This is a genomic window from Symbioplanes lichenis, from assembly GCF_030709675.1.
GTDB lineage: Bacteria > Actinomycetota > Actinomycetes > Mycobacteriales > Micromonosporaceae > Actinoplanes > Actinoplanes lichenis.
This window is the reverse complement of record NZ_JAUZQD010000003.1, coordinates 587,890-607,107: the sequence shown is the minus strand read 5'-3', so window position 1 is coordinate 607,107 and position 19,218 is coordinate 587,890. Positions and strand designations below refer to the sequence as shown.

Below are 19,218 nucleotides of genomic sequence, written 5' to 3'. Positions count from 1 at the left end.
CGGTCAGACCGGATGGAGCCCGCCGTCGAGCGTGACGACCTTGTTCGTGAGGTACGGGTTGGTCAGCATCGCCACGGCCATCGCCGCGATGTCCGCGGGGTCGCCCTTCTTCTCCGCGGCGGGCAGCATGCGCGTGCCGGCCACCAGCGCCGGGGCGAGCGCGTTGACGGTCACGCCGTGCGGGGCGACCCGGGGCGCGAGGTGGTGCAACAGCCCGTGCAGGGCCGCCTTGCTCGCGGCGTAGTGCGGGCCGACCACCCCGCCGGTCAGGGCGGCGACCGAGGAGACGAAGAGGATGCGGCCGTACCCCCGCTCGATCATGCCCGGCAGGGCGGCCTGCGCCATCTGCCAGGGGGCGGTGGTGTTCACGGCGAGGGTGTGGGCCCAGAGGTCGTCGTCGACCTCGTCCCAGTCCTGGGCGATGCCGACCCCGGCGTTCGCGACCAGCAGGTCGACGGGCCCGCTCTCGGCGGCGCGCTGCAGCAGGTCGCGGCCGGCCTCGGGACCGCTGAGATCGGCCTGCAGCACGGTGGCGATCCGGCCCATCCGGCCGGCGGTGGCCGCGGCGCGGAGGGCGTCCTCGCGGTGGGCCGAGTAGGAGAGGACCAGATCGGCGCCGGCGCGCGCGAGGGCCTCGGCGACGGCAGCGCCGATCCCGCCCGAGGCACCCGTGACCAGAGCCCGCCGCCCGGACAGTGAATCGACCATGGTGATCACTCTACGGACGGCGGGCCCGGGCCTCGCCGGCAGAACAGCTCAGAACAGCTTGGCGGCCGTGATGCCGGTCTCGATCACGCCGTAGCCGAGCAGGACCGTGACCAGCGCCCACGAGAGCACCAGCCGGACCGTCGTCGTGGACTTCACGCCACTGCCTCCTTCTCCGCCGCCGCGGGCTTCTCGTGGTAGCGCTCCGCGATCGGCTTGATCAGCAGGTTCGCGACGAACCCGACGGCCAGCACGCCGACCATGGTGAAGAGCGCGGGCTGGTACGCCGACGAGGTCAGCGTGCCCGGCTTGCCCTGCGCGTCGAGGAAGCCGTTGACGATCAGCGGCCCGGCGACGCCCGCCGCGGACCACGCCGTCAGCAGCCGGCCGTGGATGGCGCCGACCTGGAAGGTGCCGAACAGGTCCCGCAGGTACGCCGGCGCCGTCGCGAAGCCGCCGCCGTAGAACGACAGGATCACGCCGGCCAGCAGCACGAACACCGCCACGACGCTGTCGCCGATCGAGGCGAGGAGCGCGTACAGGATCATGCCGACGCCCAGGTAGACCATGTAGATCCGCTTGCGGCCGATGAAGTCGGAGGTGGTCGACCACGCGAACCGGCCCGCCATGTTGAACAGCGACAGCACGCCGACGAAGCCCGCTGCCGTGGCCACCGCGACCTCCGACTTGCCGTCCCCGCCGCGGAAGAAGTCCTGGATCATCGGGCTGGCCTGCTCGAGGATGCCGATGCCGGCGGTCACGTTGCAGAACAGCACGATCCAGAGCATCCAGAACGAGCGCGTCTTGATCGCGTTGGCCGCCGACACGCTGGCCGTGGTGACCAGCGGCTTGGCCTTGATGCTGGCCGGGTCGAAGCCCTCGGGCTTCCAGTCGTCGGCCGGCACCCGCATGTTGGCCACGCCGAACATCATGATCACGAAGTAGCCGATGCCCAGCGTCAGGAACAGCGCCACGAGCGCGCCGCCGCCCGCCACCGACGTCGCCACGTCCGGGTCGTAGTTCGCGTCGTAGAACGACAGCAGCTGCCGCGACAGCGGGCTCGCGATGAGCGCACCGCCGCCGAAGCCCATGATCGCCAGGCCGGTGGCCAGGCCGGGCCGGTCCGGGAACCACTTGATCAGCGTCGACACCGGCGAGATGTAGCCGATGCCCAGGCCGATGCCGCCGACCACGCCGTAGCCCAGGTAGACCAGCCACAGCTGCTTGGTGCTGATGCCGAGCGAGGCGATGAGGAAGCCGGCCGCCCAGAAGCACGCCGACACGAACATGGCCTTACGGGGCCCGTTGCGCTCGACCCACGTGCCGCCGACGGCCGCGGACAGCCCCAGCATCACGATCGCGATGCTGAAGATCACGCCGACGGCGGTCGCCGAGCTGTCGAAGTGGGCGACGAACGAGTTCTTGTACACGCTCGTGGCGTACACCTGGCCGATGCACAGGTGGACGGCGAGCGCGGCCGGCGGAATCAGCCAGCGGCTGAACCCCGGTGGCGCCACCGAGCGGCTGCGATCCAACGCGGACAACATATGTGGGCGCCTCCCCGGCCGAAATCAAGATCTACTGAGCCTCATCATCGACCCGCCGAAAACTTGCCGCAACAATTAGCTGATAACGCTGCCCCTTGGGCCCGCTCAGGCCACTCTCAGTGGTCCGGCCCCGACCGCCTGTCGCATCCCCTCCGGCTCCCCGGGATGCACGAATTCCAGCCACCAGGTCGCTCCACCGCTGGCCACAGCCTTGATCGCCGCCCGCTCCGCCGCCACGTCGGCCAGCCGCCGCCGTCCGCCGACCGCGATGTCAAATTCCGGACGTACGTCCAGCCGCCGCACTTCCTCCGCGGAGAAGTCGCTCCAATCCTCCGTGTCGCTCAGCTTGTACGGCACGATGCCCTGCGCCGTCGCGGCCCGCCGCAGCACCGCCCCGGCCTCCGCACTCCCACCGACCCACACGGGCACCTCCCCGCCCAGCAGATCGAGCAACCGCGCCAGCCGCCGATCCATCTCCGGCCCGCGCGCCCCGGCGAACGGCTCCGCCCCCTTGTCGGCCGGATCCCCCAGCCCCACGCCGAGCACGACCCGCCCGGGCGCCAGCGCCTGCAGGGTCGCTGCCTCCCGCGCCAGCTTCACCGGGTCGCGGGCCAGCAACCCGGACACCGTGGTCCCCAGCCGCACCCGCTCCGTCCGCGCGGCGATGGCCGTCAGCAGCACCCACGGGTCATAGGTGGCCGGCGCCTCGCCCCGGTAATAGACGAGATAGTCCTCGAAGAAGACCCCGTCCCAGCCGGCCGCCTCGGCTCGCACTCCCAGCTCGACCAGCAGCCCGGCCGTGACGCCGTCGCCCCCGCACGGCAACTCCAGTCCATATCTCATCGCGCCACCGTAAAAGCCTCCTTGTCGGCCTGGCGACCGAAACAGGTCTTACGCATAGATCACTATCTATGATGAGCCGGTGTCGACGCAGGTAGTGCAGTACGCCACCGACGACGGTGTCCTCGTCTCGTTCGAAGTGACGCCCCCTCCCGGCTTCCGCCCGGCTTCCACCGCCGGCTTGGCGGGTCAGGTCAGTGCGGCGGCCGAACCAGTGATCGCCGCCGCGCGCGATGTTCTTGAGAAGGCCCGCGCGGCCGGCCCTGACCAGGTCGAGGTCAAATTCGGTGTGAAGGTGACCGGCACCGCGAACTGGCTCGTCGCCAAGGCCGCTACTGAGGGGAGTTTCGAGGTGACCTTGACCTGGCGACCCGAGCCCGGGGCCCGCGACGAGCCACCCCCTGCCGATGCGTAGGCATACCGAGCCTCGCGACTCCTCCTGGGTCGCCGCGATCTACACCGATCCGGCCGACGGCGCCGCGCCGGCCGGCGTCGGGGTGGTGCTCGACGATCGCCGGATCCTGACCTGTGCGCACGTCTTCGACGCCGGAGCCCCGGTGTGGGTGGGCTTCCCCCGGGCGGGCGTCCGGAACAAACTCCGCCGGCCGGCCCGCCTCGAGTGGGCCCCGGAGAACGGTGACGACGACGTCGCCGTCCTCCGCCTCGAGGAGCGTGTTCCCACCCAGGTCAGGCCGGCGCCGATCGACTTGCGCGCCGCGCCGGAGCTGCGGGACGAACCCTGGTGGGCATTCGGACATCCGCAGGACAACCCCGCCGGGAGCACCGCCTACGGCACCGTGGAGGACCAGCTCCGCTGGGGCTGGGTCCGGCTCGTCACCACCTCGGAGTACGGAGTGGAGCAGGGGTTCAGCGGGGGCGGGCTGTGGATCGAGGGACACGGTGTCGCCGGTCTCGTCGGACTGGCCGAGAGCGGCACGGCAAACGGCGGTAATGCCGCCGCGCTGACCTCCGCCGCCATCGCCGGGATCATGCGGGAGTCGGCGACAGCGCGGGCCTCCGGCTTGCGGCTCGCGACCGCCCCGGATGCCATCGACGCGCAAGGGCATCGCGTGTCCCGGCGAAGCATCCGGCACAAGACGATGGTGGCGCTCGGCGTTGCCGTGGGCGTCCTTGCCATCGTTCTGGGACTGCTGCTCCAACCGGACGACGATGATCGGACGGACGAGCCCAAGGCAGCGGTTTCGCTGCCCGCCGGGAGCGAACCCAGCCGCCCCGCGGCGGACGCACTGTGCTCGGAGCAGGTTCTGCTGGCAGTGGGCTCGATAGGACAACCCGGGCCGCAGCCGCCGAAGATCTACGGCAGCTCCTGCACCCTGTATTCCGACGAGGGCGCCCAGGCAGCCTTACGCCTGGATCTCGCCGACGCCCCCGGGGCAGTCGCCGTCACCATCCGCCGGCGCGTCGAGCTGAGACGCTGCGGCTGGTCGGACCCGGAGGCCGTCAACCCGCCCGATCCCCGACCGTCACGCTGGTACGACCAAGTGACCGAACATCTGACGCCCGGAGCAGCCACTTACCTCGCCGGCCGCCGGCAGCCGACACCCTTCGCGGCCGAACCCGAGGGCAAGCTCTCCGGATCCGGCCGCCTGGTCATGACGGAGATCGTCATGCCGGACGACTCCCGCTGGTACAGCGAGGAGCGTGCGCTCGGCGAGAGCCCGTGCAGCGACTGATCGGCCGCCGCACGGGCCGTTCCGTCAGCGGGGAGCCGCCGCCAGCTGGGCGATCTCGCTCGCGGACAACGCCCGGTCGAACAGGCGGACGTCGTCGACCGCGCCGTCCAGGTAGTCGACCGGGTTGCTGTTGTACTTGCCGCGGCCGATGACCGTGTTGCCGGTCGGCTTGACCTGCGGGGCGCAGGCGCTGACCGCCCCGGCGAGCTGGCCGTCGACGTAGAGGCGCAACTCGCCCTTGACCGAGTCGCGGACGCCGGCGAGGTGGTACCAGCGGCCGACCTCGGGCTTGGTGGGCGACAGGGCGCGGACGCCCGCGAAGCTCATCGCCCAGCGCTGGTCCTGCCCCGAGTACTGCAGGAAGAAGTCGCTGACCGCCGGGCCGTCCTGGCTGACGACGGTCTGGAAGGCGCCGTCGGCCTTGTCGAGCTTGACCCAGGCGCCGGCCGTGTAATCCGTGGACGTGTCCAGGATCGGGGCGCCCGTGTCGGCGTGCTGGGAGGAGCCGTCCAGAGAGAGCGCCTCCCCGGAGAAGCCGGAGACGTAGCCGGGGCTGCCGATCAGCGTCGCGTCATGATCACCGGCGACGTCCGAAGGCGTGCCGTCGAAGGGGTAGGCCGCGACGCCGCCGAGGCCGGGTGTGCCGGGCGGGGGCTGCGGGGTGTTGGTCGCGCTGCCGCCGCCCGCGGCGATGATCTCGCGGTTGATCTTGCGGACCTGGGAGAGGTCCATCTTGGCGACCTGCCGGTCGTACGTCCAGAAGCCGTTGAGCTCCCCCTCGACGTCGGTGATCTGCGTGTAGATCGCCGCGCTGATGCCGCACTGCCGCGCCGAGTCGATCACCGCGCGCTGGTTCTCGACGTACTTGCGGGTGAGCGTGGCGGAGTCGGGCTCCATCTCGTACGCCTGCCCGTCCCCGAACCACATGTGGTTGGACGTCTTCAGGCCGAACCCGCCGTGCTCGCCGTCGATCGCGACGCGCGTGGCGTCGGGCTGCGGGGTGGCCGGGCCGAGGTACTGGTGATGGTCGATGACGTCGCCGCGGCCGGAGTCGCCGTGCGAGTTGCAGCAGTTGACGCCGCTGTGCGCGTTGACGAGGCGGCTCGGGTCCTGGGCCTTGACCTCGTCGGCGATGCGGCCGGTGGCGGCGCGGTCCCACTCGCCCCAGCCCTCGTTGAAGGGCACCCAGGCGACGATCGAGGTCCAGCTGCGGTGCTCGCGGACCATCTCGTGCAGCTCGGCCTCGAACTGGCCGCGCCACTCGGCCGGGATCGGGCCGGTGTTGGCGGCGGGCATGTCCTGCCAGACGAGCAGGCCGAGCTTGTCGGCCCAGTAGTACCAGCGGTCGGGCTCGACCTTGATGTGCTTGCGGACGGCGTTGAAGCCCATGACCTTGTGCTGCTGCAGGTCGAACTTCAGCCCGGCGTCGGTGGGCGCGGTGTTCAGCCCGTCGGGCCAGAAGCCCTGGTCGAGGGTGGCCATGTTGAAGAGGATCTTGCCGTTGAGCGCGATCCGGTTCTTGCCGTCGGCGCCCTTCCGCACACCGATCTCGCGCATCCCGAAGTACGACGTGACGGTGTCGACGACCTTGGATCCCTGGAGCAGCTCGACCTTGAGGTCGTACAGATAAGGATCATCGGGGGTCCACAGGTGCGGCCGCTTGATCGGCAGCGAGAGCTTCGCCCCGGCGGCGCCCGTGGTGACCTTGCCCGCCGCGGTGGCGCGGACCCGCAACCCGGCGCCGCCCGCGACACCGGCGGTGAGCTCGAGCGAGGAGGAGGCCAGGGACGGCGTCTGGACCAGCTCGGTGATGCTGCTCCCGGCGACCGGTTCCATCCAGACCGTACGCCAGATGCCCGAGCTGCCCTGATAGAAGATGCCCCGGTCGCTCTGCCGCCGCTGCTTGCCGATCGGCTGCCCGGTCGCGTCGGTGAGGTCCTCGGCCCAGACGATCAGCTCCTGCGGCCCGGAGGCCGTGAGCGCGTCGGTGACATCGATGTCGAAACCGTCGTACCCACCCCGGTGCGTGGCGACCTGCGTGCCGTTGACCCACACCTTGGCGTCGTAGTCGACCGCCCCGAAGTGCAGCTGGAGCCGCTGCCCGCCGGTCCGCCAGCCCGCCGGCACGGTGAACGTGCGGCGGTAGAACATGCGGTCCTCGTGCCGCTGGATGCCGCTCAGGGCCGATTCGATGGGGTACGGGACCAGCACCCGCTCGCCCAGCGCCCGGCCCACGGGCGGCGCCTCGCCGACCGCGGCCTTGGCGAACTCCCACACACCGTTGAGGTTCTGCCACTTGCCGCGCACCAGCTGCGGGCGCGGGTACTCGGGCAGCGCGTTGGCCGGGCCGACCGCGTCCGTCCACGGCGTCGCGATCGGCGGGATGCCCTTGTGCCAGGTGGGCTCGGCGGCCCGGGCCGGGCTCGCCACCGCGGCGGCCAGCAGCGAGGCCACCGCCGCCACGGCGAGATGTCTGTTTCTGATCATGTGTGGGGGATCCTCTCGGAGCGGGGAGGAATTGACCTACGACAATGAACAAGACCTCACACATTTCACCAACGTTGCTCACGTAACGTCAAGATTACGAGCGAAGAATGTCGATCCCCCGGACCGCCCGGACCTCGCCGTTCAGGTCAATGTGGGACGATGCGCCCGTGCCAGAATCGATCTTGGAAGTCATCGCCCTCACGCCCGACGACGCCCGCGCCGCCGCCGACGGTGGTGCCGGCCGGATCGAGCTGGTCACCGACATGAGCGCCCAGGGCCTCACCCCCGCCCCCGCGACCGTCGCGGCGGTCCGGGCCGCGGCCGGCCTCCCGGTCCGCGTCATGCTGCGCGACACCGACGGGTACGCGGCCCGCGACGCGACCGCCCTCGCCATGACCGCCCGCACCCTGCGCGACGCCGGGGCCCAGGAGTTCGTCCTCGGCTGGCTCACCCCCGCGGGCGACGTCGACCTGTCCGCCCTGGAAACCGTCCTCGCCGCGATCGACGGCTGCCCGTGGACCTTCCACCGCGCCCTCGACCACGCCGCCGACCGCCAGTCCGCGTGGCAGGCGATCAAGGGCCTCCCCGGCCTCGACGGCGTCCTCACCGCCGGCAGCCCGTCGGGCGTCGAGGCCGGCCTGGGCACCCTCCTCACCGAGGCCGGCAACACCCCGCCCGTCCTGGTGGGCGGCGGCCTCCGCCAGCATCACCTGGCGCCCCTGCTCGGCGCCGGCGTCCGCGCCTTCCACGTCGGCAGCGCCGTCCGCCCCGGCGGCTCCTTCACCCTCCCGGTCGACCCCCACCTCGTCGAGCTCTGGCGCCGCATCCTGCCCTAAGGTGCGGTCAGCTCCCGGTAGGCCGCGAGCACCGCGCTCGTCCGGTCGGCCAGATCCGCGGCGTCCGGCAGCGGCACCCCGGGCGCCGGGGCGGACTGCACCAGGTAGTCGGCGTCGCGCAGCACGGACCGGGCCCGCTGCAGCGCCTCCTGCCGCTCAACGAAGGCCTCCGTCTCGTCGGCCAGCCGGGTGAGATGGCCGACCTGCGCCGCGACCGCGGTGTCGAGCCGGGCCGTGCGGGCCCGGGCCAGGTCCGCCCGTTCGGCGATCTCCGCGACCAGGCCGGAGCCGGCCGGCAGCTCGGCCTGCGTGCCGATCAGCTCGGCGAGCGTGGCGCGGACCCGGCCGCGGTCCAGCAGCGTGCCGGCCAGCTCCCACAGCGCCGTGGCCAGGGCCGGGCCCGGGTCGTCGAGGTCGACGTAGCGGCGCAGCGACGGCCACCGGTGCAGGGTGAGCACCGCCGCGTCCGCCGCGGTGGTCAGCGGCTGCCGGTCCTCCGGCGCGCTCACCCACCGGTGCACCGGCTCGGCCGCGCCGCGCGAGCCGCGCCACCAGGGCGCACGCGGGGGCGCGAAGGCGTCGGCCGCCTCCTCGCCGGGCCGGGGCCGGACGACGACGATCGCGCCCAGGGTGAGCCGGTCGCAGGGCACCCGGGTGAACGGCGCCCGGGTGCTGAGCAGCGTCCCGGCAGGCCCCTCCGCGAGGAACAGCTTCACCGCGTGGACATTACCGATGCGAGGAACAGCTTCACCGCGTCGACATTACCGATGCGAGGAACAGCTTCACCGCGTCGACGTCACCGCCAGATAGCGGTAGCCGAAGCGGCCCAGCTTCTCCGGGTCGAGGATGTGCCGCCCGTCGAGGATGACCGGGGAGCGCATGAGGCCGGCCAGCTTGCCCCAGTCGAGGTCGAGGTACTCGGCCCACTCGGTGACCAGGACCACCGCGTCGCTGTCGTCGAAGACCGTCTCGACGTCGTCGGCCAGGTACTGCACCAGGTCGGGCTGCTCGCGGCGGAAGCGGTCGGCGGCGACCGGGTCGTGCAGGGAGATGCGGGCGCCGCGGTCGAGGAGCATGCGGGCGATGTCGAGGGCGGGCGCGTCGCGCATGTCGTCGGTGTCCGGCTTGAAGGCCAGGCCGAGCAGGCCGATGCGGCGGCCCTTGAGGATGCGCAGCTCGTCGAGGAGGCGGTCGACGACGAGGCGGCGCTGGAGCTGGTTGACCTCGCGGGCGGCGCCGACGATCGGCATCTCGAGGTGGTAGTCGGCGGCCGTGGCGATCAGCGCGGCGGTGTCCTTGCCGAAGCAGGAGCCGCCCCAGCCGATGCCGGGCTGCAGGAAGCGCGGCCCGATCCGGGTGTCGAGACCGATGCCCCGGGTGACCTGGGTGATGTCGGCGCCGACGCGCCCGGCGAGCTGGCCGATCTCGTTGGCGAAGCTGATCTTCAGGGCCAGGAACGCGTTGGCCGCGTACTTGATGAGCTCGGCCGACGCCAGGTCGGTGGAGACCATCGGCACGGCGCCCAGCTCGGCGGGGCGCGGCAGGTAGGTCGGCGGGGTGAACGTCTGGTTGAGCAGCGACCGGTAGAGGCGGTTGAGCACGTCGAGGCTGCGCGGGTTGTCGGAGCCGACGACGACCCGGTCGGGGTAGAGCGTGTCCTTGATCGCGGCGCCCTGGCGCAGGAACTCGGGGTTGGAGGCGACCGAGAACTCCCCGTTGCTGCGGCGCTCGTGGGTGCGCTCGAACGATTCGCGCAGGATCGAGTCGACCCAGTTGGAGCTGCCGATGGGTACGGTCGACTTGTTCACCACCACGGTGAAGCCCTCGCCGATGTGCGCGCCGACGCTCTCCGCCGCCGAGCGCAGGTAGCGCAGGTCGGGGTTGCCGTCGGGCAGCGACGGGGTCTGCACCGCGATGAAGACCACCTCGGCCTCGGGCACCGCGGCGCCGTAGTCGGTGGTGAAGCGCAGGCGCTCGGCGGAGTCGGCGAGCAGGCTGTCCATGTGCGGCTCGTAGATCGGCGACTGGCCGGCCGACAGCAGGTCGACCTTCGCCTGATCGAGGTCGACACAGGTCACGTCGTGGCCGAGAAACGCCAGGCTGACGCCGGTGGTGAGACCGACGTACCCGGTACCGACGACGCACACCCTCATGGCCCGTACTCCCTCTCGCGTTCCGCCGGGCAGGAAGTACCCGGTCGGTCGAACGGTAGTCGGTCGGGTCACCATGACCCGCACCACCCGGACGCTCAGGCGCGTCACGCCGGTGCCGATGCTTACCGTCGTGACTCCCGGCATCCAGATGCACACCGACAGCGACACTGTCGCGGTGCTCTCCCCGCGCGCCGAGCAGCTGCGGCTGCTCGTCGATCTCGTGGAGGCGATGACCCGGGACATCCCCTCGCTGGCCCATGCCCTGCAGCTGATCGCGCGGCGGCTGGCGGGCGCCTGCGGCCTGCGCGCGATCACCGTCTTCACCCTCGACCCCGACGACGGCAGCCTGCGCGTCGCCGAGACCCTCGGACCGGCTGCCGCCGACGATCTCAAGGTCGCCGGGCGGGTGTTCCGCGTCGCTGCGGGAGCGCCGGGGGTGCGTGTGGCCGACCGTACGGCCCTCAGGTTGCGCATGGGCGGCCAGACGCACGGCGTCGCGGTGCTCACCGGTGAAGAATTGGACAACCTGCTCCCCGACGTCGCCGCCGGGGTGGCCCTGCAGCTCGCCGCGACGCTCCAGGTGCTCGCGGCCGAGCGCGACCGCCAGTACGTCACCCACGCCACCGACACGATCAAGAAGATGTACGAGGAGGGCGCCGGCGCCCGGTCCATCGAGGCGGCCGGCCGGGTGCTCGCCCGGATCACCAACGAGGCGTTCCGCACCGATCGGGCCGCCATGCACCTCATCGGCCCGGACGGGCGGATCAGCTGCGTGACCGGCATCAACCTGCCCCCGGCGACCGAGGCCGCCCTGACCCGGGCGCTCGAGGGCCGCCTCGCCGCCGACTCCCCCGTCTGGCGCACCGTCCACGAGCTCGGGGCGCCGCTGCTGCTCGACGACACGTCGGCCGCGGCGACCCGCCCCGGCGGGCTGGTGGAGACGCTCGGGCTGCGCTCGATCGTCGTGCTGCCGCTGATGTCGGCGTCCGGCCCGGTCGGCATGGTGCTGTGCGGCGACACCACGGGCCCCCGGCACTGGACCGGCCGCGACCGCACGCTCGCCCAGCAGATGGCGCTCGAGGGCGCCCTGGTCGTCGACGGCGCCCGGCTGCGCCAGGCCGAGCAGCTGCACGTCGCCGAGCTCACCCGCCAGGCGTACCACGACGCCCTGACCGGCCTGGCCAACCGCACCCACCTGCTCGAACGCGCCGAGCAGGAGGTCGCCGCGGCGACCGCGGCCGGCGAGCGGCTGGCCCTGCTGCTCATCGACCTGGACGGCTTCAAGCGGGTCAACGACACGGTCGGCCACCACGCCGGCGACGCCCTGCTCCAGGCGGTCGGCCGCCGGCTGCAGCGCGCGGTCCGCGGGCACGACGTGGTGGCCCGGCTCGGCGGCGACGAGTTCGCCGTCCTGCTCACCCGCGACCCCGACGAGGAGCAGGCCGGGGCGATCGCCCAGCGCCTGCACGAGCGGCTGTGCGCGCCCTACACCGTCGAGGGCAGCCGCGTCGACATCGGCGCGAGCGTCGGCATCACCATGTTCCCGGCCCAGGCGGCGGGCATGGCCGCCCTGATGCGTACGGCCGACGCCGCCATGTACCAGGCCAAGCGCACCGGCGGCGGAGTCGCGGCGGCTCAGGGTCTGTCCCGCGGATCAGGCGAGTCGCCGGACAGACCCTAGGCCAGGTTGACCGGCACCGGGCCCGTGCGGCCGGGGCGGCCGACGATCCGGGCCAGGTCCTCGCGCAGCCCGTCGAGCCAGACCCGCAGATCCGCCAGGTGATAGAGGTCCCGTCCCAGATCGGTCGGCCAGTCGAGCTCCGGCGCGGGCCCGGCCGGTGACTGGCGGCGCTCGGCGAGCACGGCGGCCGCGGCGGCCTCGAACCGCCCGGCCACGTCGGCGGCGGCCGCGTCGAGGACCGTGGCGCACGGGAGCAGCCGGCCCTCCGGGGTGACCCGCAGCAGCGCCTCGGCCCCGCGCACCGCGTGCTGCCCGGCGATGAGCGTGGCCTGCCAGTCGAGCGGCGCCGGGCCGTGCCGCTCGGTCTGATAGAGCGCGTACGACGCCCCGGCCAGCCGCTCGTCGTGCCGCGCCCGGACCAGGGCGCCGTCCCGCGCACCGTGCCGGGACAGCACCCGCACGGTCTCGCGCACCACGGCGGCCCCGTCGCTCAGGAACGCCGACGTGGCCCGGTGCAGCTCCCCGGCCCCGCCCCGCGGCCACGCGAACAGGCCGATGAGCACGCCGATCACCGCGCCGACCGTGACGTCGAGCACCCGGGCCTCGGCCAGCCGCCAGTCGACCGGGGCGAGCTGCGCGAACACCAGGGCGATCGTCACCGTGAACAGTCCCTGACCCCAGGCGGGCCCGAGCAACGGCCCCGCGGCGTTGCCGATCAGCATCACGAGCGGGAGCGCTACGGCGTACACCAGAGGGTCGAGACCGGCGATGAGCACCACCGCGGCCGCCACCGAGCCGAGCACCGTGCCCACCAGGGCGGGCCGCAGCGCGGACCGGGTCTCCGCCGCCGACGTGCGCAGCAGCGTGATGATCGTCAGCAGCACCCAGAAGCCGTGCGACAGGTCGAGCACCCCGGCCAGCACCCGCGCGCAGGCCAGGGCGACGGCCAGCCGCAGCGCGCCCTGGAAATAGACCGAGCGCGGGGTCAGGTGCTCGCGCAGCCGGTGCCACCAGAGGCGCCAGGCGGGCTGGTCCGCGTACCAGTAGCGGTCGGAGCGGTGCACCGGCTCGCCGGCCACGATGCGCAGCTCGGCGACGAGGTTCTTGGTCCATTCGCCCACGCTCAGCGCGTGCGAGCCCAGCCGCAGGAGATCAGGATCAACCCCGTTCGGGTCCGTACGCTCCCGCGCCGCCCGGAAGTCCGCCAGCGCCGCCGCGATGAGGTTCGTGTCGGGCAGCTCCCCGCGGCCCCGCAGACAGTCGGCCGCCGCCTGGGCACACCCCGCCGTCACCCGGATCAGCTCCGCCGCGGCCGCCTTGCCGAGCGCGCCCGCGTCGTCGTGGAAGTAGAGGTCGACCGCGCGCCCCAGGATCAGCCGCGCCGTCCCCGCCGCCGCGCTCAGCGCCCGGTCCCGCCGCCCCGCCGACGCCGGCCGCTGGATCGCCGGCAACCGCGAGGGCCGCAACGCGTCGCTGGCCTCGGTCGCGTCCGGCAACAGCGCCGCCAGCCGCTCCCGCCCGGCCGGGTCACCCGCCCACATCGCCGCCACCGCGCCGAGACATCCGGCAACGGCTTCGACCGCGTCACCCAGCTTCTCCCGGTACGGAACCGGCGTGCGATCGGGCCACAGCCACAGCTCCGCGGCGGCCAGCAGCAGCACGGCCAGGGTCACGCCGGCCAGCCGCCACGGCAGGGCGCCGGGGTCGTACGGCGGGAAACAGGGCAAGATGTAGAGCAGCTGCATGCCGGCGGCCAGCCCCACGAGCCGCGGCCCGCCCACCCCGGCGAAGGGGATCGCGAACCCGAGCACGAACATCCCGGCCGCCGCGGTCCACGTGCTCACGCTCAGCAGCGTGCCCAGCGTCACCAGCACCCAGCACACCGGCAGCACGGCCAGCAACGTCCGCGCCCGCCGCCCGGGACTCCCCCAGATCTGCGAGAGCACGCCGAGCGCGACGACGCCGAAGAGCGCGTACGGGGCCATGGCGGGCTGCTGAAGCCCGTACCGGCAGACGAAGAAGCCCAGGCACGCCACCACCGTGACCCGCCCCGCCCGCCGCACCGGATCCCGCGCCCGCGCCCATCGCATGGTCCGGGAGTGTACGCGCGGCTACCCGGCCGGGGCCGCGCCAAACGGTCCGAAGGGGCCTCTCAGCAGCGACAACTGTCACTCTCACGACGCCGCGCGGCGGTGTAGCGGGCCGTGCCCCGGGTAGCCGACGAGGAACCGTAACTCGAACCCGGAGGATTCAGTGGCTACGAACACCCTGTCCCGTTCCCTGCACGACGTCGGCCTCGCCGCCTGGTTCGGCGGCACGCTCGCCAACGCGGTCGCCCTCAACCCGGCCTCCGCGCAGGCCGACACGGCGGACGGCACCGGCCGCGTCGCGAACACCGGGTGGAACAAGTGGACGCCGGTCAACGCGACCGCGATCGGCGCGCACCTGGCCGGCAGCGTCGGCGAGCTCGTCGGCAACAGCGGCCGGCTGGCCGTGCAGCAGGGCGCCGCCTCGACCGCGCTGGCCAAGACCGGCCTGACCGTGGCCGCGCTGGCCGTGACCGGCTACAGCCGGGTGCTGGGCCGCAAGGTCGCCCAGGACGAGTCGGTGCCCGCACTGGCCGGCACCGAGCCCGCCGCAAGCACCCCGGCCGACGTGGCCAAGGCGCAGAAGCAGCTCTCCGCCCTGCAGTGGGTCGTCCCGGTGCTGACCGGCGCGCTCATCGTCGTCAGCGCGCTGGCCGGCGAGCAGCAGCGGCCGAGCGAGGTGAAGAAGGGCTTCCTGAGCCGCTTCACCCGCTGAATGCTCATGCGCGCAGCGGATCGGACGCGGGCAGCGCGCTGTCTCCTCACCGGTGCAGCAGGTCGGAGGCGGGCAGCGCGAAGTTGATGAACTGCGCCACCCGCTCGGCGACCGGCGGGTCCTGATTGGCCAGCACCGCGACGACGTGCTCCGACCCGGGATAGAGGGTCAGCACGGCGTTCGCCCCCGGGAACCCGCCGGCGCCCCCGATCGACCGGATGCTGTGCACGCTCAGCTCCCCGAAGCCGTACGCCTGCCGCCCGCCGAACCCCGCGTTCACCTTGCCGCTCGTCAGCAGCTCGGTGTGCGCGGCGTCGAGCAGCTCATGGTGCAGCACCGCGAGCACGAACCGCCGCAGATCCCCGGCCGTGGCATACGCACCCCCGGCCGGGTTGCCCCGCACCACGTCGAAGTCGGTGTTCGGCACCCCGTCGTCGCCCGTGTAACCGACGGCGACCTCCGGCTCGGCCCCGATCCCCGACCGGCTCATCCCGGCCGGCCGCAGCACGGCCCTCTCCAGATGCTCGCCATAGCCGCCGGCGACCCGCTCGATGATCGCCCCCAGCAGAATGTAGCCGTAGTTGCTGTAGTCATAGGCACTGCCCGGCTCGAAACTCGGCCGCCGCTCCCCGAACATCCCGATGAACTCCTGCGGCGTCCGAACCTCCGCCCGCCGCTCCCAATAGTCGTCGGTGAAGATGTCTCCGGTCCCGCCGGTGTGCGTCAAAAGGTGATGCACGGTGACCTTCTCCGCCACCTCGGCGTTCGGGTAGTCCGGCAGATGCCGCCCCACCGGATCGCCGGGCGTCACCAGCCCGTCCTGCATGAGCCGCACCACCTGCGTCGCCGTGAAAAGCTTCGTGATCGACCCGACGGAGAACCGCGTCTCCATGCTCACCGGAATCTCCCGCTCCCGGTCGGCCGGCCCGTAAGCCCCCTCGAACAGCACCTCGTCCCGCCGCGTCACGAGCACGGTCCCCGCGAACCGTCCCGCCGCCGACTCCTCCCCCAGAATCGCCGCCAACCTCCGCCGCCAGTCCATAGTGTTCTTTCTAGCGGATGTCGTCCGGGTAGGGCGCGGTCAGCGAGAAGGGTGTGCGTGCCATTTCCAGGATCTCCCCGGGAAACCGGGGCCCCTCGGTGTAGAAACGAGCCCGGGTACGCCCGACCGGGGCGAGCAGCCCGGCGGCGGCCAGGTCCCGCAGGTCCCGCTGCGCCTGCTGCAGCGTGAGCCCCTCGGCCTGCTCATATCGCGTACGCCGGACCCGGCCCCCGATGGCCACGTCATGCAACGCCGAGACAACGCGATCGTCCAGCCCTGTCTTTCCGGCAAAACCGGCGAGCTGGTCCCAGACCGCGGCGGACTTGTCCATCCGGCGCTGCACTGTCTGCGCCTGCTGGTGATAGGCGGTCAAGTTGAAGCGGACCCACCCCGACACGTCCTGGTCCGGCTGATAGACGGGACCCCGCCGTTGCAGCTCACGGTAGTACTCCCAGGTGTTGCCCGGCCGGCCGAGCCACGCCTCGATCGAGGAGAACTCCGGGGCGAGGACACCCTCCCGGGCGATCAGAAGAGTCTGCAGCGACCGCGACATCCGCCCGTTGCCGTCCGCCCACGGATGGATCGACACCAGATGGAGGTGGGCCATGGCCGCGCGGATCAGCGGATGCGTGTCGTCGGCTGCGTTGAGCCAGGCGACCAGCTCTGCCATGAGCTCCGGCACGTCGGCCGCGCCGGGCGCCGTGTACGCCGCCACCTCGGGGTCGCGCGGATCGGTGACGTAGACCTGGCCGGCACGCCACTGTCCGGCCAGCTTGTTCCGGGCGTGGCGGTGCCCCTGCAACATCCAGTGCAGAGCATTGAGCAGACCCTTGCTGTACTCGAAGTCGGCGGCGTCGTGCAGCGACTGCACGTACGTCATCATGCGCTGGTAGGCGAGCGTCTCCTCGCGGTTCTCGTCGGACACGTCGACGTCCCGCTCGCCGTCCATGAGGTCCTGCACATCCTGCGTGCTGACCCGGAACCCCTCGATGGAGTTCGACGCGGCAACAGCATCAGCCGTCAGGAATTTCCGCAGCCCCGATGTCCACTTTCCCGGCCGGGCCTGGACTTGATGACGGAGCCGATCGCGCATCTCTTCAATGTCCGTCAGCACGGTACGGTCGGCAGCAGCCAGCGTAGGAGTCGGGAAAAGCACCTCTCGATGATAGAATGACGCAATCATTACGTCAATCGACCCGCGATGGCCCCGCCCCAAATCATCCGGACGGGGCCGCGAGCGATCGGTCAGACGGCGAAGCCGCGGTGGCGGCGGACCAGCTTGCGGAGCATGAAGACCGTCTGGGCGATCGTGGCCAGGTAGAGGACCGGCCAGCCCAGGGACAGGATCGCCGACTGGACGCCGACGCTCTGCTGGGTCCAGGCGTAGATGGCGCCGCCCAGGACGGCGACCAGGACGACGAGGGGCATGACGTAGGCGGAGCCCTTGCCCTTCTCGGCGTTGGCCTGGGCGGCCCAGTTGTCCTTGTCGGTCTGGGCCAGGAACTGGGTCCAGGCGGAGACGAAGTGGCCCATGCGGATCCACATGTAGAGCTCGGCCGGGACGATCAGGGCCGCGTACAGCAGATCGCTCGCGCTCTTGTCCTTCATGGCCAGGGCCAGGCGCAGGTTGAGGAGGGCGGCGACGGCCGGCGGGATGAGCCAGATCGGGTTGAAGACGAAGGCGTGGATGGACAGGGCGGCCACGAGCAGCAGGATGAAGCCGAGGCGGGAGGCGATGTTGAAGACCATGGCGATGTTCTCGTACCAGCGCAGGCGCAGGTTGGGGTGCAGCGGCTGGCCCTTGTTGTCGCCGCGCTGACCGGGCCAGAAGAGGTCGATGGCGCCGAAGTTCCACTTGACCTGCTGGCCGTGCAACGCCCGGAGGTTCGTCATCGGGCCGACGTAGGCGCGGGCGGTGGCGCTGATCTTCGTACTGAAACCGGCGTCCTTGATCTGCAGCGAGAGCTTGCTGTCCTCGACCTCGCTGTCGCGCACCCAGGGGGCCTGCTGGTGGTGGCGGATCATGACCGTCTCCAGCGCGCGGATGCTGAAGAGGCTGCACTGCCCGCCGAGGACGGCCATGTTGCGGCCGCGCAGCAGGTTGTCCATGTTGAACGCGGCGAACTGCGCGCGCTGTCCGGCCACCAGGAAGCGCGCCATCAGGCCCTTGCGGTTCTTGTCGATGCTGTAGATGGCGCTGAGCCCGCCGATGCGCGGGTCGTCGGTCATCTCCAGCTCGAGGCGCTCGACGGTGTCGCGGGCGAGTGTCGTGTCGCCGTCGACGCCGAGGATGTAGTCGAAGCCGCGGGACAGGAAGTAGCCGTAGTTGAGCGCCCCGACCTTCTTGTCGGGGTTGACGCCCATGTCGTGCACATGGACCGTCGTAACGAAGTCCTCACCTTTGACCGTACGGGTGTGCCGGCCCTCGAAGCTCCGCGCGATCTCGGGCGTGTCGTCGTCGGTGTTGTTGATGATGACGTGGATGACGTCGGGCAGCCGGGTCTGCGCCAGCAGGCTCTTGAGGACGTCGGCGATCGTCTCCTGCTCGTTGTAACAGGGGATGATGCAGCTGATGGTCGCGTTGCGCGGGGTGGCGGCGGCGACCGCGGCGATCTCCCCGGCGGCGGTCTCGACGGCCTCGAGCTCCAGCAGCTGGGGTACGGCCGGCGGCAGCGCCAGTGGTCCCGCCTTGGCACTGCGCGGCACCAGGATCTGGCGGTCGGTGGCCCGGCGCAGGCCGGGACTGGTCTCGGACATCAGCTGGCACCATTCGTGAGCAGCGGCAGGGTCAGGGTGTCGAGCGCGGTGGAGCGGTAGTAGCTGTTCGACTTCGGGGCGGTCTCCACGAGCAGGTCCATCCGGAAGCTGAGCGTGAGCGTCTTCGCCCCCGCCGTGGCGGCCGGGACGACGACCACGGTGTTGTAGGGGTACGGCGGGGTGACGTCGAACTTGCCGTTGTCGGTGGCGACGTTCGCCCGCTTGGTCCCGTCGTCCTGGGTCACCTGGAACGTGCTCACGGACACCCGGTGGGTGCTGTCCGCGTCCTCGATGTGCGCGGCGACATTGATCGTCTTGAGCGAGTCCGCGGTGTAGAGCTTCGCGTTGTCCGAGGTCCAGTAGGTCAGCGCGACCGAGAAGTTGCCCTGGTCGATGCGATGCGTGACCGTGCCCGTGTCGAGGGGGCCGCTGGGGCGTACGGGCGCCTTGGGGGTGGCACTGGCCTTGGCCGTCGGCGCAGCGGAGGGAGAGGCCTTGACGCCGAGCGACTTGCTGCTGCTGGTGAGCTCGCTGAGGCTGGTGCAGCCGGTGAGGCCGGCACACAGCACGGTGGCGGCCAGGCCGGCGGCCACAGGTCGGGGGAAGCGCACAGGTGGGGCCCTTCGCGTCGGAACGGGGTCGACCGTGCCTGTCGGCGGGGCCCTCCGGCAGCT

The 19,218-nt window shown here is 71.8% G+C and carries 17 protein-coding genes; 5 read left to right on the top strand and 12 right to left on the bottom strand.

Features of this window, described 5'->3' with window-relative positions; all coding sequences use genetic code 11:
• Window positions 1–3: 3 nt before the first annotated feature.
• The 4 genes from RAN62_RS09855 to RAN62_RS09845 all read right to left on the bottom strand — a co-directional run bounded on the left by RAN62_RS09855 (window position 4) and on the right by RAN62_RS09845 (window position 3,095).
• The gene (locus RAN62_RS09855) at window positions 4–708 is read right to left on the bottom strand and encodes an SDR family NAD(P)-dependent oxidoreductase (RefSeq protein ID WP_305784221.1); all 705 of its coding nucleotides are present in this window, start codon (window positions 706–708) and stop codon (window positions 4–6) included.
• Window positions 709–756: 48 nt separating this feature from the next.
• Window positions 757–864 carry an MFS transporter small subunit gene (locus RAN62_RS41355; RefSeq protein WP_438874479.1) on the bottom strand — a complete coding sequence of 36 codons (108 nt, stop codon included), beginning with the start codon at window positions 862–864 and terminating at the stop codon, window positions 757–759.
• Window positions 861–2,252 (bottom strand): OFA family MFS transporter, encoded by a 1,392-nt coding sequence (locus RAN62_RS09850; RefSeq protein ID WP_305784220.1) that lies wholly within the window; start codon window positions 2,250–2,252, stop codon window positions 861–863. Before RAN62_RS09850 ends, RAN62_RS41355 begins: the two co-directional genes overlap by 4 nt.
• Before the next feature lie 105 nt (window positions 2,253–2,357).
• Window positions 2,358–3,095 (bottom strand): LLM class flavin-dependent oxidoreductase, encoded by a 738-nt coding sequence (locus tag RAN62_RS09845; RefSeq protein WP_305784219.1) that lies wholly within the window; start codon window positions 3,093–3,095, stop codon window positions 2,358–2,360.
• A 79-nt stretch (window positions 3,096–3,174) separates the two neighbouring features.
• Here RAN62_RS09845 and RAN62_RS09840 point away from each other — a divergent pair, with 79 nt between their 5' ends.
• On the top strand, window positions 3,175–3,507 hold the full coding sequence (locus tag RAN62_RS09840; protein ID WP_305784218.1) for a CU044_2847 family protein: 333 nt from the start codon (window positions 3,175–3,177) through the stop codon (window positions 3,505–3,507).
• Window positions 3,500–4,786: a S1 family peptidase gene (locus tag RAN62_RS09835; RefSeq protein ID WP_305784217.1), complete on the top strand. Its 1,287-nt coding sequence runs from the start codon at window positions 3,500–3,502 to the stop codon at window positions 4,784–4,786. Before RAN62_RS09840 ends, RAN62_RS09835 begins: the two co-directional genes overlap by 8 nt.
• A gap of 24 nt (window positions 4,787–4,810) precedes the next feature.
• Here RAN62_RS09835 and RAN62_RS09830 read toward each other — a convergent pair whose 3' ends face one another.
• On the bottom strand, window positions 4,811–7,273 hold the full coding sequence (locus tag RAN62_RS09830) for a LamG-like jellyroll fold domain-containing protein (protein ID WP_305784216.1): 2,463 nt from the start codon (window positions 7,271–7,273) through the stop codon (window positions 4,811–4,813).
• A 167-nt stretch (window positions 7,274–7,440) separates the two neighbouring features.
• Between RAN62_RS09830 and RAN62_RS09825 the strand changes: the two genes are divergently transcribed.
• On the top strand, window positions 7,441–8,109 hold the full coding sequence (locus RAN62_RS09825; protein ID WP_305784215.1) for a copper homeostasis protein CutC: 669 nt from the start codon (window positions 7,441–7,443) through the stop codon (window positions 8,107–8,109).
• On the opposite strand, the gene RAN62_RS09820 is transcribed toward RAN62_RS09825, so the two are convergent.
• Both RAN62_RS09820 and RAN62_RS09815 read right to left on the bottom strand, forming a co-directional pair.
• The gene (locus RAN62_RS09820; RefSeq protein ID WP_305784214.1) at window positions 8,106–8,825 is read right to left on the bottom strand and encodes a hypothetical protein; all 720 of its coding nucleotides are present in this window, start codon (window positions 8,823–8,825) and stop codon (window positions 8,106–8,108) included. The two genes, RAN62_RS09825 and RAN62_RS09820, sit on opposite strands and share 4 nt — an antisense overlap.
• A 66-nt stretch (window positions 8,826–8,891) precedes the next feature.
• A complete protein-coding gene (locus RAN62_RS09815) occupies window positions 8,892–10,262 on the bottom strand; it encodes a UDP-glucose dehydrogenase family protein (protein ID WP_305784213.1) in 1,371 nt (456 codons plus the stop codon).
• A 130-nt stretch (window positions 10,263–10,392) separates the two neighbouring features.
• Between RAN62_RS09815 and RAN62_RS09810 the strand changes: the two genes are divergently transcribed.
• Window positions 10,393–11,943: a sensor domain-containing diguanylate cyclase gene (locus tag RAN62_RS09810; RefSeq protein WP_305784212.1), complete on the top strand. Its 1,551-nt coding sequence runs from the start codon at window positions 10,393–10,395 to the stop codon at window positions 11,941–11,943.
• Here the strand turns inward: RAN62_RS09810 and RAN62_RS09805 are convergent.
• Window positions 11,940–14,033: an FUSC family protein gene (locus RAN62_RS09805; RefSeq protein ID WP_305784211.1), complete on the bottom strand. Its 2,094-nt coding sequence runs from the start codon at window positions 14,031–14,033 to the stop codon at window positions 11,940–11,942. The genes RAN62_RS09810 and RAN62_RS09805 overlap by 4 nt on opposite strands.
• A gap of 163 nt (window positions 14,034–14,196) precedes the next feature.
• On the opposite strand from RAN62_RS09805, the gene RAN62_RS09800 reads away from it, so the two are divergent.
• Entirely contained in the window at window positions 14,197–14,745 is a 549-nt protein-coding gene (locus tag RAN62_RS09800) for a hypothetical protein (RefSeq protein WP_305784210.1), read from the top strand.
• A gap of 46 nt (window positions 14,746–14,791) precedes the next feature.
• Here the strand turns inward: RAN62_RS09800 and RAN62_RS09795 are convergent, their stop codons facing one another.
• From RAN62_RS09795 to RAN62_RS09780, 4 genes are all read right to left on the bottom strand, one after another.
• Complete coding sequence (locus tag RAN62_RS09795; RefSeq protein WP_305784209.1) at window positions 14,792–15,787, bottom strand: serine hydrolase domain-containing protein; 996 nt, start codon at window positions 15,785–15,787, stop codon at window positions 14,792–14,794.
• Between the two features lie 10 nt (window positions 15,788–15,797).
• The gene (locus RAN62_RS09790; protein WP_305784208.1) at window positions 15,798–16,880 is read right to left on the bottom strand and encodes a Fic family protein; all 1,083 of its coding nucleotides are present in this window, start codon (window positions 16,878–16,880) and stop codon (window positions 15,798–15,800) included.
• A 152-nt stretch (window positions 16,881–17,032) separates the two neighbouring features.
• Window positions 17,033–18,544 (bottom strand): glycosyltransferase family 2 protein, encoded by a 1,512-nt coding sequence (locus tag RAN62_RS09785; RefSeq protein WP_305784207.1) that lies wholly within the window; start codon window positions 18,542–18,544, stop codon window positions 17,033–17,035.
• Entirely contained in the window at window positions 18,544–19,155 is a 612-nt protein-coding gene (locus tag RAN62_RS09780; protein ID WP_305784206.1) for a hypothetical protein, read from the bottom strand. The genes RAN62_RS09785 and RAN62_RS09780 overlap by 1 nt, the downstream gene beginning before the upstream one ends.
• Window positions 19,156–19,218: the final 63 nt, after the last annotated feature.

What these genes read in the sequence shown, in the direction of transcription:
- RAN62_RS09855 (WP_305784221.1), bottom strand. Translation starts at nt 708, where the DNA reads ATGGTCGATTCACTGTCCGGGCGGCGGGCTCTGGTCACGGGTGCCTCG.
- RAN62_RS09850 (WP_305784220.1), bottom strand. Translation starts at nt 2,252, where the DNA reads ATGTTGTCCGCGTTGGATCGCAGCCGCTCGGTGGCGCCACCGGGGTTC.
- RAN62_RS09845 (WP_305784219.1), bottom strand. Translation starts at nt 3,095, where the DNA reads ATGAGATATGGACTGGAGTTGCCGTGCGGGGGCGACGGCGTCACGGCC.
- RAN62_RS09835 (WP_305784217.1), top strand. Translation starts at nt 3,500, where the DNA reads ATGCGTAGGCATACCGAGCCTCGCGACTCCTCCTGGGTCGCCGCGATC.
- RAN62_RS09830 (WP_305784216.1), bottom strand. Translation starts at nt 7,273, where the DNA reads ATGATCAGAAACAGACATCTCGCCGTGGCGGCGGTGGCCTCGCTGCTG.
- RAN62_RS09815 (WP_305784213.1), bottom strand. Translation starts at nt 10,262, where the DNA reads ATGAGGGTGTGCGTCGTCGGTACCGGGTACGTCGGTCTCACCACCGGC.
- RAN62_RS09805 (WP_305784211.1), bottom strand. Translation starts at nt 14,033, where the DNA reads ATGCGATGGGCGCGGGCGCGGGATCCGGTGCGGCGGGCGGGGCGGGTC.
- RAN62_RS09795 (WP_305784209.1), bottom strand. Translation starts at nt 15,787, where the DNA reads ATGGACTGGCGGCGGAGGTTGGCGGCGATTCTGGGGGAGGAGTCGGCG.
- RAN62_RS09790 (WP_305784208.1), bottom strand. Translation starts at nt 16,880, where the DNA reads ATGCGCGATCGGCTCCGTCATCAAGTCCAGGCCCGGCCGGGAAAGTGG.
- RAN62_RS09785 (WP_305784207.1), bottom strand. Translation starts at nt 18,544, where the DNA reads ATGTCCGAGACCAGTCCCGGCCTGCGCCGGGCCACCGACCGCCAGATC.